This is a genomic window from Lactobacillus sp. ESL0261, assembly GCF_003693025.1.
GTDB lineage: Bacteria > Bacillota > Bacilli > Lactobacillales > Lactobacillaceae > Lactobacillus > Lactobacillus kullabergensis.
On the sequence record NZ_REHN01000006.1, the window covers coordinates 172,187 to 193,201 of the forward strand.

A 21,015-nucleotide genomic window follows, 5' to 3' on the forward strand; every position below is an offset into this window, starting at 1 on the left:
ATTTTAAAGTTATTTAAAAAAATTAAATTTTTATTTTTTATCTATATGTTATTTAAGGATAGTTTATAATGAATACTATATTGACACAAAATACACCTAGCATTAAAATATTGCTATAAATAGTATTTTTGAGAAAGGATTATTTTATGCTAGGTAAAAATAATAATAGAGAAAGAATACGTAAAATGGAAATGCAGGCAAAGCAAGACCACTTCTCAATTCGTAAATTGACAATTGGTGCTGCTTCTGTCTTGCTCGGTTTTACTTTTTTTGGCTTGAATAGTCAGACCGCTAAGGCTGATACTGTTGATCCTGCAAAGGAAGAAATTAATACTAAAACTAATGAGTCTCAGACTGAGCTTGATCAAACAGCAGATAAAGCCCAAACTCCAAGTGAAAACAAGCAAAGTAACTCAACGAAAAAGGATGCAGACTTAACTACATTTTCTGGTCTGAGTTCTTTTTTAAAGAGTACCGATACTGAGAAACCAACTACTGCAGGAAAAGATTCTACAGACAAAACTGAGGATTCCAGGACTGATGATCCAAAAGATAAGGACAAGGATAAGGGTAATAATGTTGACGACAGTTCCAAAACCCCTGATCAGGATCAAAGTAATGCTAAGGATCCAGCTAAAACTGATGATGACACAAATCAGGATACTTCAGAAACGAATGATCCTGAAAAAACTGATTCTCAGGATCCTGAATTAGTTGATAAAGATGCAAAAAAGGATGCTACTGCTAGCGAAGTTAAGCAGGTAACAGATTGGGACGAATTTAGTGCTGCTTTACTTAATGCAAATGTGAGCGAAATTCGTATCATGAATGATATTGCTGCCCCAGATGGTGGTGGACGTAAGTCCATTGGTAGAGTTCCCGGAAGAACGTTGCGCATCATATCCGATGGGGATACGCGACATTTAATTGATTTTAAACGAAACCACCCTGAAATTATTCAGCGTAATTCCTTTGACGTAACTTTTGAAAATGTTGCAATGACAAGCACAGATTATTATGGCGTATTTGATACTGGTGGGCTAAATAATAATCAATATGCCAACATTACCTTTATAAATACAACATTTGAAGGTTCTCAGTTAATTTATTCTGGTCGGAACACTCACATCTTCTTTCGTGGTGATAACGTAATAAGAACGGTTAAAGGAAATTCTGACGGTGACAGCCAGCAGTTATTTCAGTTCACTGGTCAAAATTGTAGTGTTGAATTTGTAGACGGTACATTCACAGGCTCTACTTTTGGCGGTAGCGTGATTGAAATGGAAAACGATAATGACGTTGTTACGGTTGATCAAGGTGCCGTTGTTAATTTGACGCCGTTATTAGAGTATGACGGTTCTCATGGTTCAAGTGGTGAATGGGGTAGACCATTTACTGTTATTGCTATTACTGGTAAAGGCACCGTAAACGTTGCTGGTACACTAAATATTAATATGACTGATAACTCAAAGGCAAATCCATATAAGGGAACTCGCAATAACAATAAATGTAGAGCGATATATCTACGGAATTCTAACTCTAGTTTCAATATTGAAACCAATGGTACAGTAAATATTACTACTAACGGTAACATCAGTGACGCAAATGGTGGTGGCTACCTTATTTATGATGGTGGTAATTTTAACATTAAACCTAAGGGCACCTTAAATGTCAAAGGTCAGGACATGGGTGACTATGGTGGAACTTTAGTCTTGATTAAGGGCAAAGCTGATGTTGAAAACGGTGCTTTTAATATTGTTCTCGATGGTTCCACCGACATTGGTAACGGGACTGGTGCCGGAGACGGTAAAAAACCTATTACGTTAGTAGACGTTCAGGGTGGTACCTTAATTGTCAATAACCCCACCTCTCTAATTTTGAATGCGCAGGCTAACAAGAATTCAGATACCAGTATCGTTGGTGAAAATAATATTACTATAACAAACGTACGGCAACAATTCGATCTTACTAATTTAAACATTGGACTTGGCAAACTTACTTTACCGCCATTCCACGTTTTAAATGTTAGAAAACAAAGAAAAGGCACCATTCTTGTAGACAAACTTGAGCTATTGAATGGTAAAACGACGCTAACTAAAGATCTATTGGATCAATTAAAAGCCAAAATAACATCTGCTGGTATTAATTATGAAAAGTTACCAAATGATGTGAAAGAATCTTTAGAAGAAACTGCAGGCAGCAATAGCAATAATACTTTTGACGATCTTTTTATTGATATTATTCAAAGAGCATTCAACAATAGCGATAACTTTGGCTATAATAATATTGCCTTTATTCCTGCCAACCCAAGTGGTTTTCTGGATATTGACACTAGCAAGGTGACTGTCAAGAGAAATGACGATGGTTCAAATACTATTTCAGGTGCTGCAGGAAGCGTAATAGGTTATGATCCTAAAATAGATGGACCGGATGAAGATTTGAAGAATCTCAAGAATCCGTTTAGTTTGGTTATGCCGGTAGCTACTAAAGCTTACATTGCCGCCAATATTATTGACGATAAGGGCAAAAAAATTCCATGGCCAGATAAGGATGATAAGAATCATGGAGTTCCCAATCCTTATGCTGGAACTGATGATACGTATAGAGACTCTAAGAATAGCTCACTAAATCCTCTACCAACCCAGTACGCTGCTGTGGTCAATGACGATGGTTCATTTACCATTAATATTCCGGCAGATAAAACCATTAAATTTAATAAAAATTATAGTATTGAGTTGTCTCCGAGTGCTAATTTCATTGGATATGATCCGACTGATACCAGTAAGCCTGTCAGAGTAGGTTTGGATATTCTGACATTGAGTGAAGCTCGCGATCAAGCTGCCCAGGCTATTAATGATGCAATTAACACTGCTAAAAATAAAAAGCCTAATAATTTGACGGATGAGCAAAATAAAGCATTTAATGATGCAATGACTCAAGCTGCTGCTGCAGCTTCAAAGACCATCAATAGTGCTAATAAGGATACATCTGTTTACTCCTCTGATGCAAATACGATTTCGATTGTAAACAAGCGTCGGGATGCTGCTTTAAAGATTATTGATGATGCGATTAAAGCTGCTAATGGTTCAGCTCAAATTGAAACCAATAAAACTAATGCCATTAATGAGTTGAATAATGAGGCAAGCAAACAATCTGGATATTATCCTTCACAAACCCAGGCGATTAATCAAGCGCGAGATAAAGCAATTGACCAGGTTAAGGCTGCACAAAATAACGATGATGTTGCTAGTGCTAGAGACGAGGGAATAAAGGCAATCGATAAAGTTGCTCTTGACTATAAGGCTTCTATCAAATCTGATCTTAATAAGCAAATTGAACAGGTAAAAACCGATATAGCAGAAACTGCTAAAGATTCTAACTTAAGCGAAACTGAAAAAAAAGAGATTAACGGTTTAACTGATAGACTTAAACGTCCAGAAGCAATTGCTGCAGATCAAGGTGACATTGATAAGGATTCTGATGAAAATTCAGTTAAAGGTCACCAAAAAGAAGCTCAAGATACGATTGATGCTCTTAAGAACACTATCAGTGCAATTAAAAAATTGCAAGATGCCGCTAAAGATGAAATTTCTAAGCACAGCGACAAAACGACTGATATTCAAAATTCTTTAAATGATGCTGTACATAAAGTCATCAATGGCGATGACCCTGACGGCTCAGAAGGTCTTGAAGCGATCAAACAGGTATATGCAGATCAAGAAGCTGCCAATATTAATAAAGCAGCTGAAGCAGCCAAAAAGAGAGTGCAGAAATCAGGACTTGCAGCAGCAGATCAAGCAGATTACTTAAATGCAATCGATAATGCTGCTAAAGTTGCAACTGCTAAACCTGGCGCCCCAGGCTATGATGCAAGCAAATCTATTTACGGTACGTCAGATGGTGCGGCTATAAAGCAAAGAGAAGCTATAGCACAGACATCTTTTGATAAAGCTGCAGCAAAGGCTGAAGTTGCAGGTTTTGCTGTTACTAACCAAAATGATTTATCAGTTAACTCAAATAGCGATATTGCAAAAGCAATTAGTGATGGGTTAGCAAATATTGATAAGGCAGCGGACTCTAGCGCAGTAGCAACTGCAGAAGATACTGCTAAAAAGAATGTGCTTAAAGCAATTTCTAAGCAGAAATTAGCTGATGTCGAAGCTGATGTTGAAAATCAAATCAGCAACATTTCCGGCTTGACCGCTCAAAATATTGACGATGCCAAGAAGCAGGCCCAGAAGATTTTAAGCAATAATACCAATCCACTAGGATATACTCAAAGGGTTGATCAAGCTGACTCGCTTACAACAATTGACGGAGCCAGAAATGACGGTATCACTGCTCTGAACAATCTGTTGACTAAGCAGCAAGAGTTAGGTAAACGCAATAATCAGGTAAGTGACGCTGTTGCACAAATTAGGCAAAAGCAACAAAAAGCAAATGATGCTATTGACAATACGCCAAACCTAAGTGACGAAGATAAAAAGACATACCATGATCAAATTAAGAAGGTTGCTGACGACAGTATTAACGGTTTAAGCACTATTGACACTGCAAAGATAGATGATGCTGTAACAACAGCCAAAGGTAAAATTGATAGTATAGTTGCTGATGCTCAGAATAAGGGCGATAGTGTAATCAAAAAGGCTCGTCAAGAAGCTACTCAGGCAATTGACGATGCGGCAAAGGCTGCCAAGCAAAAGATTGAAAGCATACCTGACAGTCAACTTAGTCAATCAAACAAGAAACACTATGAAGATTTGATCGATCAAGATGCGCAAGCCGCTAAAGATAAGATTGCTGCTGCTCAAGATGAAGACACTGTTAAATCAGCTACTCAAGATGGTGCAAACAATATTACCAGGGACTTAAACGATGCACAGGTTTCTGCGGCACGCGCTAAAGCAATTTCTGATTTGCAAACTGCCAAGAATAAAGCCAGAGAGACCATTTCTGCAGCACATGATAAGGGTTCACTTAAAGACAAGGACTGGGAAGACAAATTAAACCAGATTGACAATGCCTATGACCAAGCTGTTCAAGCAGTAACAGGTGACCTTAATGTTTCAGATATTAATGATGATGCTGATAAAGGCAAAAAGAATATTCAAAGCATTGTTGACAGTATCTCGGATGACGAAGCAACAAAAGATTTGGTAGCAAAGCGTGATGATGCTATTAAGAAATTAAGACAGGCTCGCGATAATGCTAATACACAAATAACCACAGATCCTAATTTAAGTGTTACCGAAAAGAACGATTACTATAACCAAATCTCAAATGCCTTCAATAATGCTCAATCGGCTATTCAGTCAGCAGGTAAAGAAGACGATATCAATGATGCCCTTACAAATGGTACGAGGAAACTGACTGAGATTCAGGAAGCTGCAAACCTCCAATCTGCCAAAGATCAAGCTCTAAATGACTTGCTTGCGGAAAGAAGCAAAATTAGAGAGCAAATTGGCAATATGGATCAAGTTACGAGTGATAATAAGAATCAGTTACGTAATAAAGTTGAAGAACAATACAATCAAGCAGTCAAGAACATTAATTCTGCAAGTACATCTTCTATTCAACAAGTTACTCAAGCAGCTCAACAAGGCAAAGCAGCTATTGATGATGTCATCAGCGATGTAAACATTAATAAAGTTCTTAACAAGCAAAAACTTGATGAGTATGCTCAAAAAGCAATAGATCGCATTAGCAATGCAACTGATATTGCTCAGACAGTGAAGGACTCCACTATTGCCGGAATCAAAGCTGCTCGTGATGAAGCAAAGGCTAATGTCGATAATGCAGAAAAGATCCCAGCTTCTAATCTTGCAGAACAAAATGGTGAACTGGCAATTGATGCGGCAGAAGCAAAAGGTAACGGTCTTGACAGCTATAAGGAAAGTGCCATTGATCAAATTTCTACTGCTGCAGATGACGCTACTTCCCGTTTGACTGAAATTTATAATGGTCTTAGTGAAAGTGAACAAACAGCTGCTAAGGACGCATTTGATAACGCTATTAATACTATTCAGCAAAGTTCAAGCGATGCAATTGATAGTATTAGGAACGCAACTAATAAAGACCAAGTAGAAAAAACTACTAAAGATGCAATAGCTGCTATTAACAAGGCAGAAACAAGTGCTGACTTGGCTGCAGCCAAAGCTACCGCAATAACTGCAATTAAAGAAACGGGTGCTAAAGCAAATACCCAACTCACAAACCAAAAAGATAAGGATGCAGTCAAAGCTGTTACCGATCTTGGTGAGAAAGATATAAACGCAGCAAGTGATATTGCAACAGTTAATAAGATTAAAGGCAACACTATCCAAAGCATACAAAATATCCTTGATATTGCTTCTGCTTCTAATGCAGATGAAATAAGAGATCAACGTAATCAAGCAATTGATGAACTTGACCAAGCGCTTAATGGCGGCGGAAATTATGTTGGAGTCACTAATCAAATTGATAGCCTAACTGATCTAAGTAAAGACGAAAAGGATAAGTTTAAGAACCAGGCTCAAGAAGCGCATGATCGCGCTGTAGCCAAGGTTGATGGTGCCACTGCTGACCAGATAGATACGGAAAAGAATACTGGATTAGTCGACATTAACAAGGCACTATCTGATGCTAAATTGCAAGCAGCTAAAAACAAGGCTAAGTCTGACTTGGACCAAGCAGCAATTGATGCTGGTAAAAATGATCCAACTGACCAAGATGCTATTAACAACGAACGTGATAAGGCTAAAGACAAAATAGATCAATCAGATACTATTGACAAAGTTAATAAAGCTAAAGAAGAAGGCCAAAGTGCTATTACGGGTATAGAGCAGACAGGTAAGGATGCTCAACTTGCAAATGATAAAGCTGCAGCTAAAAATGATCTAAAAAGTGCTGCAGACAAGCTGCAACAACGGATTGATCAAGATTTAGCCGATAAGAAACTGGGTCAAGACCAATATGATAAGCTGAAAGAAAAAATTGATCAGGCTCGTTCAGATGGTGAAACTAGGATAAACTCGGCCACCGATAGAGGTAGTTTGTCTAATGCCCAGAACCAGAACAAAAATGATCTAAGTCAAATCGGCGCTGAAATTGGTAAAGAAGAATCACTGACAAATGCGTTAACTCAGTTGCAAGATGCCGTCAATAAGGCTTCTGCTACAGCAGACGAAATCGCTAAGGATGATCCAAATCTGGCTGATCAAATGAGAGATCAGATCAAAGCTGAACGCGATAAAGCTGCGCAAAACATTCAAAGTGCTAAAAATGATATAAACGATCCTAACAACGCTATGAATCAGGCCGCACAAGATGGGGTTTCAGCAATTACTGGTTTAACTGATCGCTTTGCAGCTAAGAATGAAGCTATTAACAAGTTGAAGCAGCATGCTCAAACTGCAAAGAACGGCTTGCAGAGTGATCATCTTGATGCTAATGAAATTAGCCAAGGCGAAAAAGATATCAATAACGCTCTGCAAGGCGCTATCAGCAACATATATGGCGCCAAAGATAGTGACAATTTAGATAATATTGAAAAGGCCGGCGAAAAGGCCATCGATCAAGCTAAGTTGCCAAGTGATTTGCTAGCTGAAAAGAACAAGCAGATTGCTGCTATTGATGATTATGTCAAAGGAAAAGATGATATCAGTTCAGTTGCCTCTAGTTTAAGTGATGAGCAAAAGGCTGATTTGCAAAAGCAACTTGATGAAGTTGTGCAAAGTACCAAAGACAAAATTAGCAAAGTTACCTTACCTGAGAATGCAACTGCATCTGACTTGGAGGCAGCAAAGAATAAGCTGTCTAATGTCGAAAAAGGTGTTCCAGAAAATAATGAGCCAATTAACTTCGGTGAAGCCGGTATAGATAAGATTTACGATATAGCTAAGAATAAACAGGATATCTACGAAGCTAAGCAAGATGCTATCAAAGAGCTGCAAAATATTAAGGATGAAGCTGATAAAAAGATTGAAGATTCTGGTTTATCGGCAGCTGATCAAGATACGGAAAAGCAAAAAGTACAGGATATCTTTGACAAGAGTAAGACAGAAATAAATGATATTCCTGTCAAAGGAGAGGATGGTACTACCGATAGAACTGCTGATGAAGTCAAAAACGATGCTCAAGCTATAATTGATAAGGCCAAGAACGGCTACAAAGATCCTTCAACTGGAAAAGATGTTCCTGGTATTTCAAATATTACTGATCAAGCAGATCTTGCCGGAGCCAAAACCCAGGCAGAAGGCCATTTGAAAGACAAGCAGAATCAGGCTCATGATATTATTAATAAGTCGCAGTTAACTGATTCTGAAAAGAAGGAAGCTATTAAGGCTATTGATGATGCTTATGATGCTGAAAAAGCAAAAATTGAAGCTATTAAAGATGTTGACAATGTTCCAAAAGATAAAGATCACGTTGGAACTAGCATTGATCAGATTTGGCAAAATTCTTCTGAATGGGTTGTTAAAGATAAGCATGATGCTGTAAATGGCACTAATGGTTTGCAAAATGAATATGACAAATTAACTAGTGACCAGAGAGCTAATCCAAAGTATAAGGATCATATTAAAGATATAACTGATGCTCTAGCCAGCATCAATAAGGCTGACAATATTCCGGATATCAGTTCTGCCTACGATAAAGGCATTACAGCTTTGAATAAACTTAAAGCTAAGGAAGAAATTAAAAATGCTGCTGACAAGGCAAAAACTGAGATTAACAATAATAAAGATTTAGACGATAAAACTAAGCAAGAACTTATTAATAATGTTGATAAGCACGTTACAGATAGCAACACAGCAGTTGATCAAGTTAATGCACCTAGTGATGATCCTGCTGGTAAGAAGACTAATATTGATAAGGTAGTTGACACGGCTAAAGACGATATCCAAGTTGAGATTAATAAGGCAAATAAAATCAGCAAAAACAAGGCTGATCAGGAAATTGCTGATAAAGCAAAAGAGGCTATCAACAAGATTCATAAAGAATTTGGTGAAGATGCTGATACTTCTTCAATCCAAAATGCTTTTGACAAAAACAAACACACTGAAGGCAATTCTTATGATGAGATTCAAAAGAATAAACTTGAAGCTGAAAAGGAAATTGCCAAAGGTGCCGTTGATGATGCTGCTAAGAACGCTAAAAAGGATGTTGACAATAATAAGGGCAAACACCAAGATGGCACTGACTTAACTGACGGTGAAAAACAAAAAGTTAAGGATGAGATCGACCGTCAAAAAGATAATGCCAAAGATAAAATTGATCAATCAAATAGCAGTGATGATATAGACAAGCATCGTGATGAAGGGATAGATACTATTCATCAAGACAGTTCTGATCCGTCAACAATCGACAAGGTTATTCAAAGCGGAAATAATAACGGTGGTGGTTCAGGTACTGGCGGTGGTTCTGCAGTAACTCCTGTAACTGATCCAAATAAGAAGCCTGACGACAATGCTAACAGCAATAAAGACGATGGCAAGGATAAAGATTCGGATGTTGATTTAAACAACTCTTCTGCAGTCGAATTGCTGCATAATGCATACCTGTACGACGAAACTGGCAAACGGGCTAACCAGATTACTTTAGGTGTTGGTTCAATCCTTACTATCTATGGTACTAAGACGATAAATGGTAAAGAATACTACATCTTAGTTGATCAAGGTGCCAAGAACAAGAAGTACTATGTTGCTGTGGGTAATGCACAGGCTACTAAGCAAAAGTTGACTCACAATGCGTATATCTATAACCAGCTTGGCAAGCGGGTTAAGAAGTCAGGCGTTTACAAGAAGGGGCAGACGCTGAATACTTATGGCGATGCCGTTAAGATCCGCGGTAAGAAATACTTTACTATTGGCAAGAACCGCTTTGTGAAAGCAGCAAACGTTAAATTGATAACTGCTTCAAAATCAGCAAATGAAGAAGTAGTACCAACAAATGTCAACACTGTTGAGAAACCTGTTGCAATAGTTGCTAAGAACTTGAAGCATAATGCCTACCTCTATAATGAAAGCGGCAAACGTGCGAATAAGCTGATCTTTAATGCAGGCTCGGTAGTTGAAACTACAGGCAAGAAGAAGATCAATGGTCGGACATACTATGCCTTACCTGATGGACTCTATATAGCCAGTGGCAATATTGATGCGAAGAAATTAAAGCTGAAGCATAATGCGTACACATACAACAAGTATGGTCATCGCGTAGGCAAGACAGTGCTGAAGAAGCGTAAGTCCGTTAAAACTTATGGTAATTCAGTCAAAATAAATGGTAAGAGATATTTCATTACTACAAAAGGACGTTTTGTTAAAAAAGCCAACTTTTAAATTGAAATAGCTTGAATAAAGTACCACAATTGTTGAAATAACAATTTGTGGTACTTTTTTTTAATGTAAAAGTATATTTTTCTTTTAATGAGTATATATATACTAAAACAATATCATTTTTCACAACTGGAAAAGTTAAAATCACAAATCAAGCTGTTAAGCAAATCACAATAATATCTGAATATATAAAATATTCATTTATTAAATGTATAGTATATGCAATTATATATTGAAATTAAAACTTAAAAAAGTTTATTATATAACACAAATTATATAAAAAATCAATATTTTTAATACTTGTTATTGTTATTTTTATTGCTATAAATACCGATTAGTTTTAACTTTTATGTAAACTGTTGTTATTTATAAAACTGATTTATACTGTTTTTGTTAATAAGTTATTTATGCAATACGTATAAACTATACTATATTGACATTTAAAATTGCTGGAACTAAAATTACCTCGTATTTAGGTTTTTGAGAAAGGACTATTATGCTAGGTAAAAATAATATTAAAGAAACAATTCGCAAGATGGAAATGCAATCAAAGCAAGACCATTTTTCAATTCGTAAATTGACAATTGGTGCTGCTTCCGTCTTGCTTGGTTTTACTTTTTTAGGTTTAAATAATCAAACTGTTAAAGCTGATACAGCTGCTCCAGCAAAAGAAGAAGTAAACTCCCAGTCGAATGAGAATCAAACAGCTAAGACAAAGCCAACACAAAGTGCTGCGAGTACAGTAAAGCAGTCTAGTCAACAGAAACAAGAACAAGATTTAAGCACTTTTTCAGGCTTAAGTTCGTTTTTAAAGGATAGTTCTAATACTAGCGTGACAAGCTCCACTGACTCAACTACCGTTGCTAACTCTGACTCTAAAGCTGAAGATAAGACTGATAATAAAACAAGTTCTAATTCGCAGGCTCCTGGCCAAGGAACTTCCAGTAATGATGGTCAAGATACTTCAGCAACGGGTGATAATGCTAAGACAGATGAATCCCAAAATAAAGTAGATCAGACTCCTGTTCTTAATGATCAGGATGTGAAAAGGGATGCTACTGCTAATGGCGCGGTTCAGGTTTCTAACTGGAAAGATTTTGTCGCAGCCTATCAAAATAAAAATGTTAGCGAAATAGATTTAACAGATAACATTACTGATGCTCCAAATGGCGATGATTTTGGTTTTGATGGCGGTGACATATCAGGTAGAAAACTATTAATTAAATCAATAGGGAACACTAGGTATAAGCTCGACTTCAAAGGTTATCATCCTCATCATTATGGTCCTACTTCAGCTGATATTACATACGAGAATGTAAGTATGTGGAGTGGTGACTACTATGGCGTTTATGATACTGAAGGTGTTTACAGTAATCAAAGCGTTAATATTACATTTATAAATACAGATTTTCACGGTTCTCAGATGATTTTTGCTGGTGATAATACCCACATCTACTTTTACGGTGATAATGATGCCGAAACTATTAAAACACCGTATTTCACCGGTGGACCCTATGATGGTAACGACCAGCAGCTTTTCCAATTTACTGGTCAAAACGATAGTATTGAGTTCGTTAATGGTACTTTTAATGGCTCTACGTACGGCGGCAGTGTCATTGAAATGACCGGGACTAACGATACTATTACGATTGATAAAAAAGCCACGGTTAACTTACAGCCCGTTAAGAACTATGATAATACTCACTATGCAACTGGTGAATGGGGCAAACCATTTAGTGCAGTATATATAGGTGGTAAATGTACTTTTGATGTGTATGGTTCACTTAACATCAGCTTGGGTGATAATTCGAGTGATTATAAATATAAAGGTACTCTTAACTACAGTAAATCCAGAGCTATTTTTCTAGCAGACGGTAATGCGACTTTTAATATCCAAACTAATGGTGCTGTTAATGTAACTACTAATGGTAATATTACTGACGCTGATTCAGGCAACCTCATTTTCGATAATGGTAATTTTAATATTTTGCCACAAGGTGCATTAAACGTCACTGGTCATGATATGGGTGATTATAAAGGTACTTTAGTACTAATCAAAGGCAAGGCAGACGTTGAGAATGGTGCTTTTAATATTAGTCTGAATGGTTCTGATAGCATTGGTAACGGCACTGGTGCTGGTAGCGGAGCAATAACTTTGGTAGACGTTCAAGGTGGTACTTTAATTGTTAATAACCCTACTTCTTTAGTTCTGAATGCTGCAGCAAATAAGAATCCGGCAACCAGTATTATTGGAACTATGCCAATTACCATTACTAATGTAAGGCAGGAATTTGACCTGAGTAGTTTAAATGCTGGATTAGGTATAGTTGATTTGCCGCCTTTCCACGTTTTGAAAGTAAGAAAGAATAATGGCACTATTACAGTAGACAGCATAGAACTATTGAATGGTAAAACAAAATTAACTACACAAACACTACAGGATATTGAAAATAAGGTTAAGGATGCCAAGATCGATCTGTCTAAGTTACCGTCTGACGTGCTTGAAGCCTTGCAGACTGCTGCTACTAAAGGCGGCACTTTCGACTCACTGTTTACTGATATTATTCAAAGAGCATTTAATAAGCAAAATAATTTTGGCTATAACAACATTAAATTGATTCCAGCCAACCCGAGCGGTTTTATCGACATTGATAGTACTAAAGTTTCTGTTAAAAGAAATGATGATGGTTCAAATACTATCATAGGAGAAGCAGGCAGCGTACTAAATTATGACAAGGTTAAAGATGGTCCAGATGAAGATCTGCAACATCCTAAGAATCCGTTTAGCTTGGTCATGCCAGTTGCTACTAAAGCCTATATTGTTGCCAATATAATTGATAATAAGGGTGCTAAGACAGCTTGGTCTGCTCAAGATAAGGACAACAAGCCTGTTATCGTAAGTCCGTATATAAACACAGATGACTCGCTGAGAGATACTACTAATAAAACCCCTTCTTTAAATCCGTTACCAACACAGTTTGCGGCTGTTGTTAATGACGATGGTTCATTTAGTTTCACTATTCCCGCGGATCAAACTGTCAAGTATAATAAAGGTTATTTCATAGAATTGTCGCCTAGTGCCAACTTTATTGGTTATAACCCCAATGAACTTAATAAAAATGGTCGTCCTGTCAGAGTGTCGCTGGATATTCTAACTTTAAGTGAGGCCCGCGATTTGGCAGCAAAGGCTATTAATGATGCAATTAATACTGCCAAAACTAATAAGCCAAATAATTTAACTACTGATCAAAATAAAGCTTTTACCGACGCAATGAATAAGGCAGCCGCTGCTGCATCAAAAACTATTAATAATGCCAATAAGGCTACTTCAGTCTACGATTCTAGTGCAGATTCCATTACAACTGTAAACCAACGCCGGGATGCTGCTTTAAAGGTTATTGCTGATGCAGTTACAGCAGCAGAAGGCTCAGCTCAAATTGAAACTAATAGAACTAATGCCATTAATGATTTGAATAATGAAGCAAGTAAACAATCTGGATATTATCCTTCACAAACCCAGGCAATTAATGTTGCACGAGACAACGCGATTCAGCAAGTTAACTCAGCTAAAACGACAGATGATGTGAATACTGCTAAGGGTAAGGGTATCACTGCGATTGATAAAGTAGGTCAGGACTATAAGTCCGGAATTAGAACGGACATTAATAAGCAGATTACACAAGTTAAAGATGACATAGCAGTTACTGCCAAGGATTCTAATCTAAATGACACTGAAAAAGCAGAAATTAACGGTTTAACTGATAGACTTAAGCGTCCAGAAGCAATTGCTGCTGACCAAGGTGACATTGATAAAGATTCTGATGAAACTTCAGTCAAAGCTCATCAAAAAGAAGCCCAAGATGATATTGATGCAGTTAAGAACACTATCAGTGCAATTAAAAAATTGCAAGATGCTGCTAAAGATGAAATTTCTAAACACAGTGATAAAACGACTGATATTCAAGACTCATTGAATAAGGCAGTTCACAGTGTTATTAATGGCGATGATCCAGATGGTTCAAAAGGTCTAGAAGCAATTAAACAAGTTTACGCTGATCAAGAAGCTACAAATATTAAAAATGCAGCTGCAGCAGCCAAAAAGAGAGTCCAAAATTCTGGACTGAGCGCTGAAGATCAGAATAAATATTTAACTGAAATTGATAACGCTACTCAAATTGCCACTGCAAAGCCTGGTAGTGCAAATTATGATGCTAATAAATCTATTTACGGCACAACCGATGGAGCAGTTATCAAACAAAGAGAGGCAATTGCGCAAACTGCTTTTGATAAAGCAGCAGCTAAAGCCGAGGTTTCTGGATATGCTATAACTGAGGAAAATGCTTTTGGAATCAGTTCAACCACTGATATAGAAAAAACTGTTAGTGACGGTATTGCTACTATTGATCAGGCTGCTGATTCACAAGCAGTAGCTACTGCAGAAGATACTGCCAAAAAGAAGGTTTTGAAAGAAACTTCCAAGAAGAAGTTAGTTGATGTTGAAGCAGATGTAGAAAATCAAATCAGCAACATTTCTGGTCTAACCGCACAAAATATTGACGATGCCAAGAAGCAGGCACAGAAGATTTTAAGTAATACCATTAATCCTCTAGGTTATGAACAAAGAGTAGATCAAGCTAACACGTTTGATACGATTGATGGAGCCAGAAATGATGGTATTACTGCTCTGAACAATTTACTGACTAAGCAGCAAGATTTGGGTAAGCGTAATAATCAGTTAAGTGATGCTGCTGCACAGATAAGACAAAAGCAACAGGATGCTGATAATGCTATTAACAATACGCCAAACTTAAGTGATGATGATAGAAAGACATATCATGATCAAATTAAGAAGGTTGCTGACGACAGTATTAACGGTTTAAGCACTATTGACACTGAAAAGATTGACGATGCCGTGACAACAGCCAAAGGTAAAATTGACAGTATAGTTGCTGATGCTCAAAATAAAGGCAATACAGTAATCAAAAATGCTCGTCAAGAAGCTACTCAAGCAGTTGATGCTGCTGCTAAGGATGCGAAAGCCAAGATTGAAAGCATACCTGACAGTCAACTTAGTCAATCAAATAAAAAGCATTTTGAAGATCAAATTGATCAAGATGCGCAAGCTGCTAAAGATAAAATTGCGGCTGCGCAAGATCAAAATTCAATTCAATCGGCAGCTCAAGATGGTAAGAACGAAATTACCAGAGACTTAAACGACGCACAGATTTCTGCAGCCCGTGCCCAAGCAATCAGCGACTTGCAAAATGCTAAGAATAATGCCAGAAAGACTATCTCTGACGCTCATAGTAGTGGTTCACTCGGCGATAATGATTGGCAGGATAAATTAGACCAAATAGATAAGGCTTATGACCAAGCGATTCAAGCTGTTTCCAGTGATCTAAATGCTTCAGACATTCAAAATGATGCTGAAAATGGCAAGAAAGCCATTCAAAGTGTTGTAGATAGTCTGAACCAGAATCAGGCAGATTTAGACTTGGCTAAACAGCGACAAGATGCTATTAAACAGTTGCAGACAGCACGTGATGCAACCAATAAGCAAATAACTAATGACCCTAATTTGGGTGTGACTGAAAAGAATGATTACTACAACCAAATAAACAATGCCTTCAATTCTGCCCAATCTGCTATTCAGTCAGCAGGTAAAGATGATGTCGATACGGCTCTTGCCAATGGTACCAGGAAGCTGACCCAAATTCAGGAGACTGCAAGCCTTCAGTCTGCCAAGGATCAAGCTATCAATGACCTGCTTGCTGAAAGAAACAAGATTAAAGAGAAAATTGGCGACATGGATCAAGTGACAAGTGCTTACAAGAATGATTTAAGAAAACAAGCTGACGACCAGTACAACCAAGCTGTGAACAATGTTAATTCAGCAAGTGCTTCTTCCACTCAACAAGTTAATCAAATTGCAAAAGACGGCAAAGCTGCTATCGATAATGTAATCAGTGATACGAACATTAATAAAGTCATTAACAAGCAAAAACTTGATGATTATGCTCAAAAAGCAGTTGACCGCATCAATCATGCAACTGATATCAGTCAAGATACTAAGAATAAAACTATTTCTGGAATAGAAGCAGCGCGTGACCAAGCTAAAGCTGATGTTGACAGTAAAGATAAAGTAGCTGATGCTAATACAGCTGAGCAAAATGGTGAACTTGCAATTGATGCGGCAGAAGCTAAAGGAAATGACTTTGACTCTTACCGTAATAGTGCTTTAAGCAAGGTTAATGAAGCTGCTAATAATGCTATTTCTCAATTAGGCAAAGATTATGATAAGCTGTCTGGTGATGAAAAAGATCAGGCTCAAAAAGCTTATAGTGATGCTGTTTCGGCAATTCAACAAGCAAATAGAGATGCAAGTACAAATATTAATAATGCAACTAATAAAGAACAGGTCGATAGAGCTTATAATGATGCAATAACAGCTATCAATAACGCGCATGCAAGTGCAGATCTGGCAAATGCCAAAGCCACTGCAAGTACTGCTATTAAAAATGCAGCTGGTAATGCCAAGGGTAAATTAAGTAACTCTAATGATCAAAATGCGGTTGATGCTGTTGGCAAGTTGGGTCTTAGCGATGTTAGTGTTGCTAATGATATTGAAACAGTTGGCAAAATTAAAGATAATACCTTGCAAAGTATCCAAAATGTTGTTGATAATGCAAATTCCACTAATGCAGATGCAATAAGAGATCAACGTAATAAAGCGATTGATGAACTTGACAAAGCACTTAATGGTGGTGGAAATTATATTGGTGTCGATAACCAGATTGATAGTTTAACTGATTTAAGCACTGACGAAAAGAATAAGTTTAAGTCTGAAGCTCAAGAAGCGCATGACCGTGCTGTAGCTAAGGTTGATGGTGCCGCTGCTGACCAGATAGATACAGAAAAGGATACTGGAATAGTCAATATTAATCAGGCATTATCAGATGCGAAATTGCAAGCAGCTAAAAACAAGGCTAAGTCTGATTTGGATCAGACAGCAAAGAATGCTGTTAATAATGATCCAACTGACAAAGATACTATTAATAACGAACGTGATAAGGCTAAAAACAAAATAGATCAATCAGATACTATTGACAAAGTTAATAAAGCTAAAGGCGACGGCGACAATGCCATTAAAGGTATTGAAAAGAATGCTTCTGATCAAATTCTAGCAAATGACAAAGCATCCGCTAAAAATGACTTTGAAAGTGATGTTGACAAATTACAAAATCAGATTGATCAAGACTTAGCTGATAAGAAACTGGGGCAAGATCAATATAATGATCTGAAAGACAAAATTAATCAGGCTCGTTCAGATGGAGAAACGAGAATCAATTCTGCCACAGATCAAACAGGTCTAAATAGTGCTAAGAGTCAAAATCAAACTGACTTGAATAAACTCGGTACTGAGATCGCTAAAGATGAGTCTCAAACAAGCGCATTAAAGCAGTTACAAGACGCTGTCAATAAGGCTTCTGCTGCAGCAGACGAGATTGCCAAGGACAATCCTGATTTAGCTGCACAGATGAGGGATCGGATTAAGGCTGAGCGCGATAAAGCTGCCCAAAATATTGAAAGTGCTAAGAGCAATACTCAAGATGCTAATAATGCCATGAGCAATGCCGCACAAAATGGGGTTTCAGCAATTACTGGCTTAACTGATCGCTTTGAGAAAAAGAATACTGCTATTGACAAACTAAAGGACTATGCTGAACAAGCTAAGAGTAGCTTACAAGGTAACAATCTTGATGCTAATGAAATTAGTCAAGGCGAAAAGGATATTACTGCAGCTCTGCAAAATGGCACCAGCAATATATACAGCGCCCAGGATAATGACAATTTAACCGAAATTGAAGCTGCTGGTGAAAAAGCAATTGACAATGCTAAACTTCCAAGTGATTTGCTTTCTGAAAAGAACAAGCAAATTGCCGCTATTGATGATTATGTCAAAGGTAAAGGCGATCTGAGTTCAGTAGCTAGTCACCTAAATCCTGATAAAAAATCCGATTTGCAAAACCAACTTAATCAAGTTGTGCAAAATACTAAGGACAAGATTAGCCAGGTTAACTTGCCTGAGAATGCCCAGTCATCTGATTTGGCAAATGCTAAGCAGCAATTGGCAAATATTGAAAAAGGTACTGCGGCAGATAACACAGCCAATAACTCTGGCGAAAGTGGCGTAGACAAGATTTACGACCTAGCTAAGAATCAAGAAGGAATTTACGAGGCAAAACAAGACGCAATTAAAGCGTTGCAAGATGCTAAGGATCAGGCTAATAATAATATTGAACATTCAGGTTTATCGGCAGCTGATCAAGATACACAAAAGCAAAAAGTACAGGATATATTTGACAAGAGTAAAGCAGAAATCAATAATATCCCAGATAAAAAAGCGGATGGTAGTGATCGTGATGCTGATGATGTCAGAAAAGATGCTAACCAAATAGTTGACAAGGCCAAGAACGGATATCAAGATTCTGGATCTGGCAGTTCAATGCCTGGATTCAATGATATTACTGCACAAGCAGCTTTAGCTGGTGCTAAAACCAAAGCTGAAAATCAACTCAAATCCAAGCAAAATCAAGCACATGATATTATTAATAAGTCGCAATTAACGGATTCTGAAAAACAAGATGCTAATAAAGCAATAGATGACGCTTATAATAAAGAAAAAACATCGATTGATACTATTAATGATATTAGTAAGGTTCCACAAGATTCGACAATTGGAAAAGATATTGATAATATCTGGCAAAATTCCTCAGACTGGGTTGCTAAAGATAAGCAGGATGCTTTGAAGGGAACTAATGGCTTACAAGACGAGCTTAATGGATTAACTGATAAGCAAAAAGAAAATCAAGATTACCAGGATTACATCAAAGATATTAACAATAGTATTGCTGCCATCAATCAGACAACTAATATTAAAGACATTAGTTCCGCTTACAATACTGGTATTACTGCTTTGAATAAACTTAAAGCTAAAGAAGATATTAATGTAGCAGCTGATAAGGCAATAACAGAAATTAACCATAACCCAGATATTGGAGATCAAACTAAGACTGAGTTAATTAACAATGTTAATAATCACGTTAAAGAAGGTAAAACTGCGGTTGATCAGGTCAATGCTCCTAGCGATGATCCTGCTGGTAAGAAAACTAATATAGATAAAGCGTCTGATACTGCCAACAATGACATTCAGTCAGAAGTTAATAAAGCAATTGATCAAAGTAAGAAGAAAGCTGACCAGGAGGTTGCTGATCACGCAAAAGACGCAATTGATCAGATTCACAAACAATTTGGTGATAAAGCAGATACTTCTTCAATCCAAGATGCTTTAGACAAACACCAACACACCGAAGGCAATTCTTATGATGAAATTCAAAAGAATAAACTCGAAGCTGAAAAAGACATCGCTAAAGGCGCAGTTGATGATGCTGCTAAGGATGCCAAAAAGGATGTTGACGATAATAAAGCTAAGCATCAAGATGGCACTGACTTAACGGATGCTGAAAAGCAGAAGATCAAGGATGACATTGACCATAAGAAAGATGATGCCAAAGATAAAATTGATCATTCAAATAGTGGTGACGATATTGACAAGAATCGTGATGACGGTATAAACAATATTCACCATGACAGTTCTGACCCGTCAACAATTGATAAGGTGATCAACGGCGGCGATAATAACGGCAGTGGTTCAAACACTGGCAATGGTGAAAATTCTGGAAACGCTGGTGGCGGTTCTGCGATAACGCAAGTACCTGATCAAAACAAGCAACCTGGTAATGATAACAATGCTAACAATTCAAACAACAATAATAATGATACAGATGTTAATTTAAACAACTCTTCCTCACTTGAATTGATGCACAACGCATACCTGTATGACGAAACTGGCAAACGGACTAACCAGATTACTTTAGGTGCTGGATCAACAATTTCCACTTATGGTACTAAGACAATTAATGGTAAAGAATACTATGTCTTAGTTGATCAAGGTGCCAATAACAAGAAGTACTATGTTGCTGCAGCTAATGTACAGGCTACTAAGCAGAAATTAACTCATAATGCTTATATCTATAATCAACTTGGCAAGCGAGTTAAAAAGTCAGGCGTTTACAAGAAGGGTCAATTGCTAAATACATATGGTTCAGTCCTTAAGATCCGCGGTAAGAAATACTTTACTATTGGCAAGAACCGCTTTGTCAAGGCAGCAAATGTTAAGATGATAACTAGTTCAAAATCAGCAAGTGAAGAAGTTGCTCCAACAGATACCAACACTAATGAACAACCTGTTGTAACAGTTACTAAGAGCTTAAAGCATAATGCCTACCTCTATAATGAAAGCGGCAAACGTGCGAATAAGCTGATCTTTACTGCAGGCTCAGTTGTTGAAACAACTGGCAAGAAGACGATTAATGGTCAAACTTACTATGTTTTGCCTGATGGACTCTATATAGCCAGTGGCAATATTGATGCTAAAAAATTAAAGCTGAAGCATAATGCGTACACATACAACAAGTATGGTCATCGCGTAGGCAAGACAGTGCTGAAGAAACGTAAATCTGTGAATACCTACGGTAATCCAGTCAAAATCGGTCATAAAAAATACTACACGTTAAGTAAGGGGAGGTTCGTTAAGAAAGCAAACTTTTAAATAACTAGAGCTTTAAAATATACAGCTTAAATA

Annotated in this window: 2 protein-coding genes; both read left to right on the forward strand. The window is 37.3% G+C overall.

Features of this window, described 5'->3' with window-relative positions; all coding sequences use genetic code 11:
* Positions 1–146 precede the first annotated feature (146 nt).
* Complete coding sequence (locus F5ESL0261_RS04435; protein ID WP_122052309.1) at positions 147–10,313, forward strand: SLAP domain-containing protein; 10,167 nt, start codon at positions 147–149, stop codon at positions 10,311–10,313.
* Positions 10,314–10,806: 493 nt separating this feature from the next.
* Positions 10,807–20,982, forward strand: coding sequence for an SLAP domain-containing protein (locus F5ESL0261_RS04440; protein WP_122052310.1), 10,176 nt, complete (start codon positions 10,807–10,809; stop codon positions 20,980–20,982).
* Positions 20,983–21,015 lie beyond the last annotated feature (33 nt).

Coding starts and splice junctions, on each gene's coding strand:
- F5ESL0261_RS04435 (WP_122052309.1), top strand. CDS start 147: ATGCTAGGTAAAAATAATAATAGAGAAAGAATACGTAAAATGGAAATG.
- F5ESL0261_RS04440 (WP_122052310.1), top strand. CDS start 10,807: ATGCTAGGTAAAAATAATATTAAAGAAACAATTCGCAAGATGGAAATG.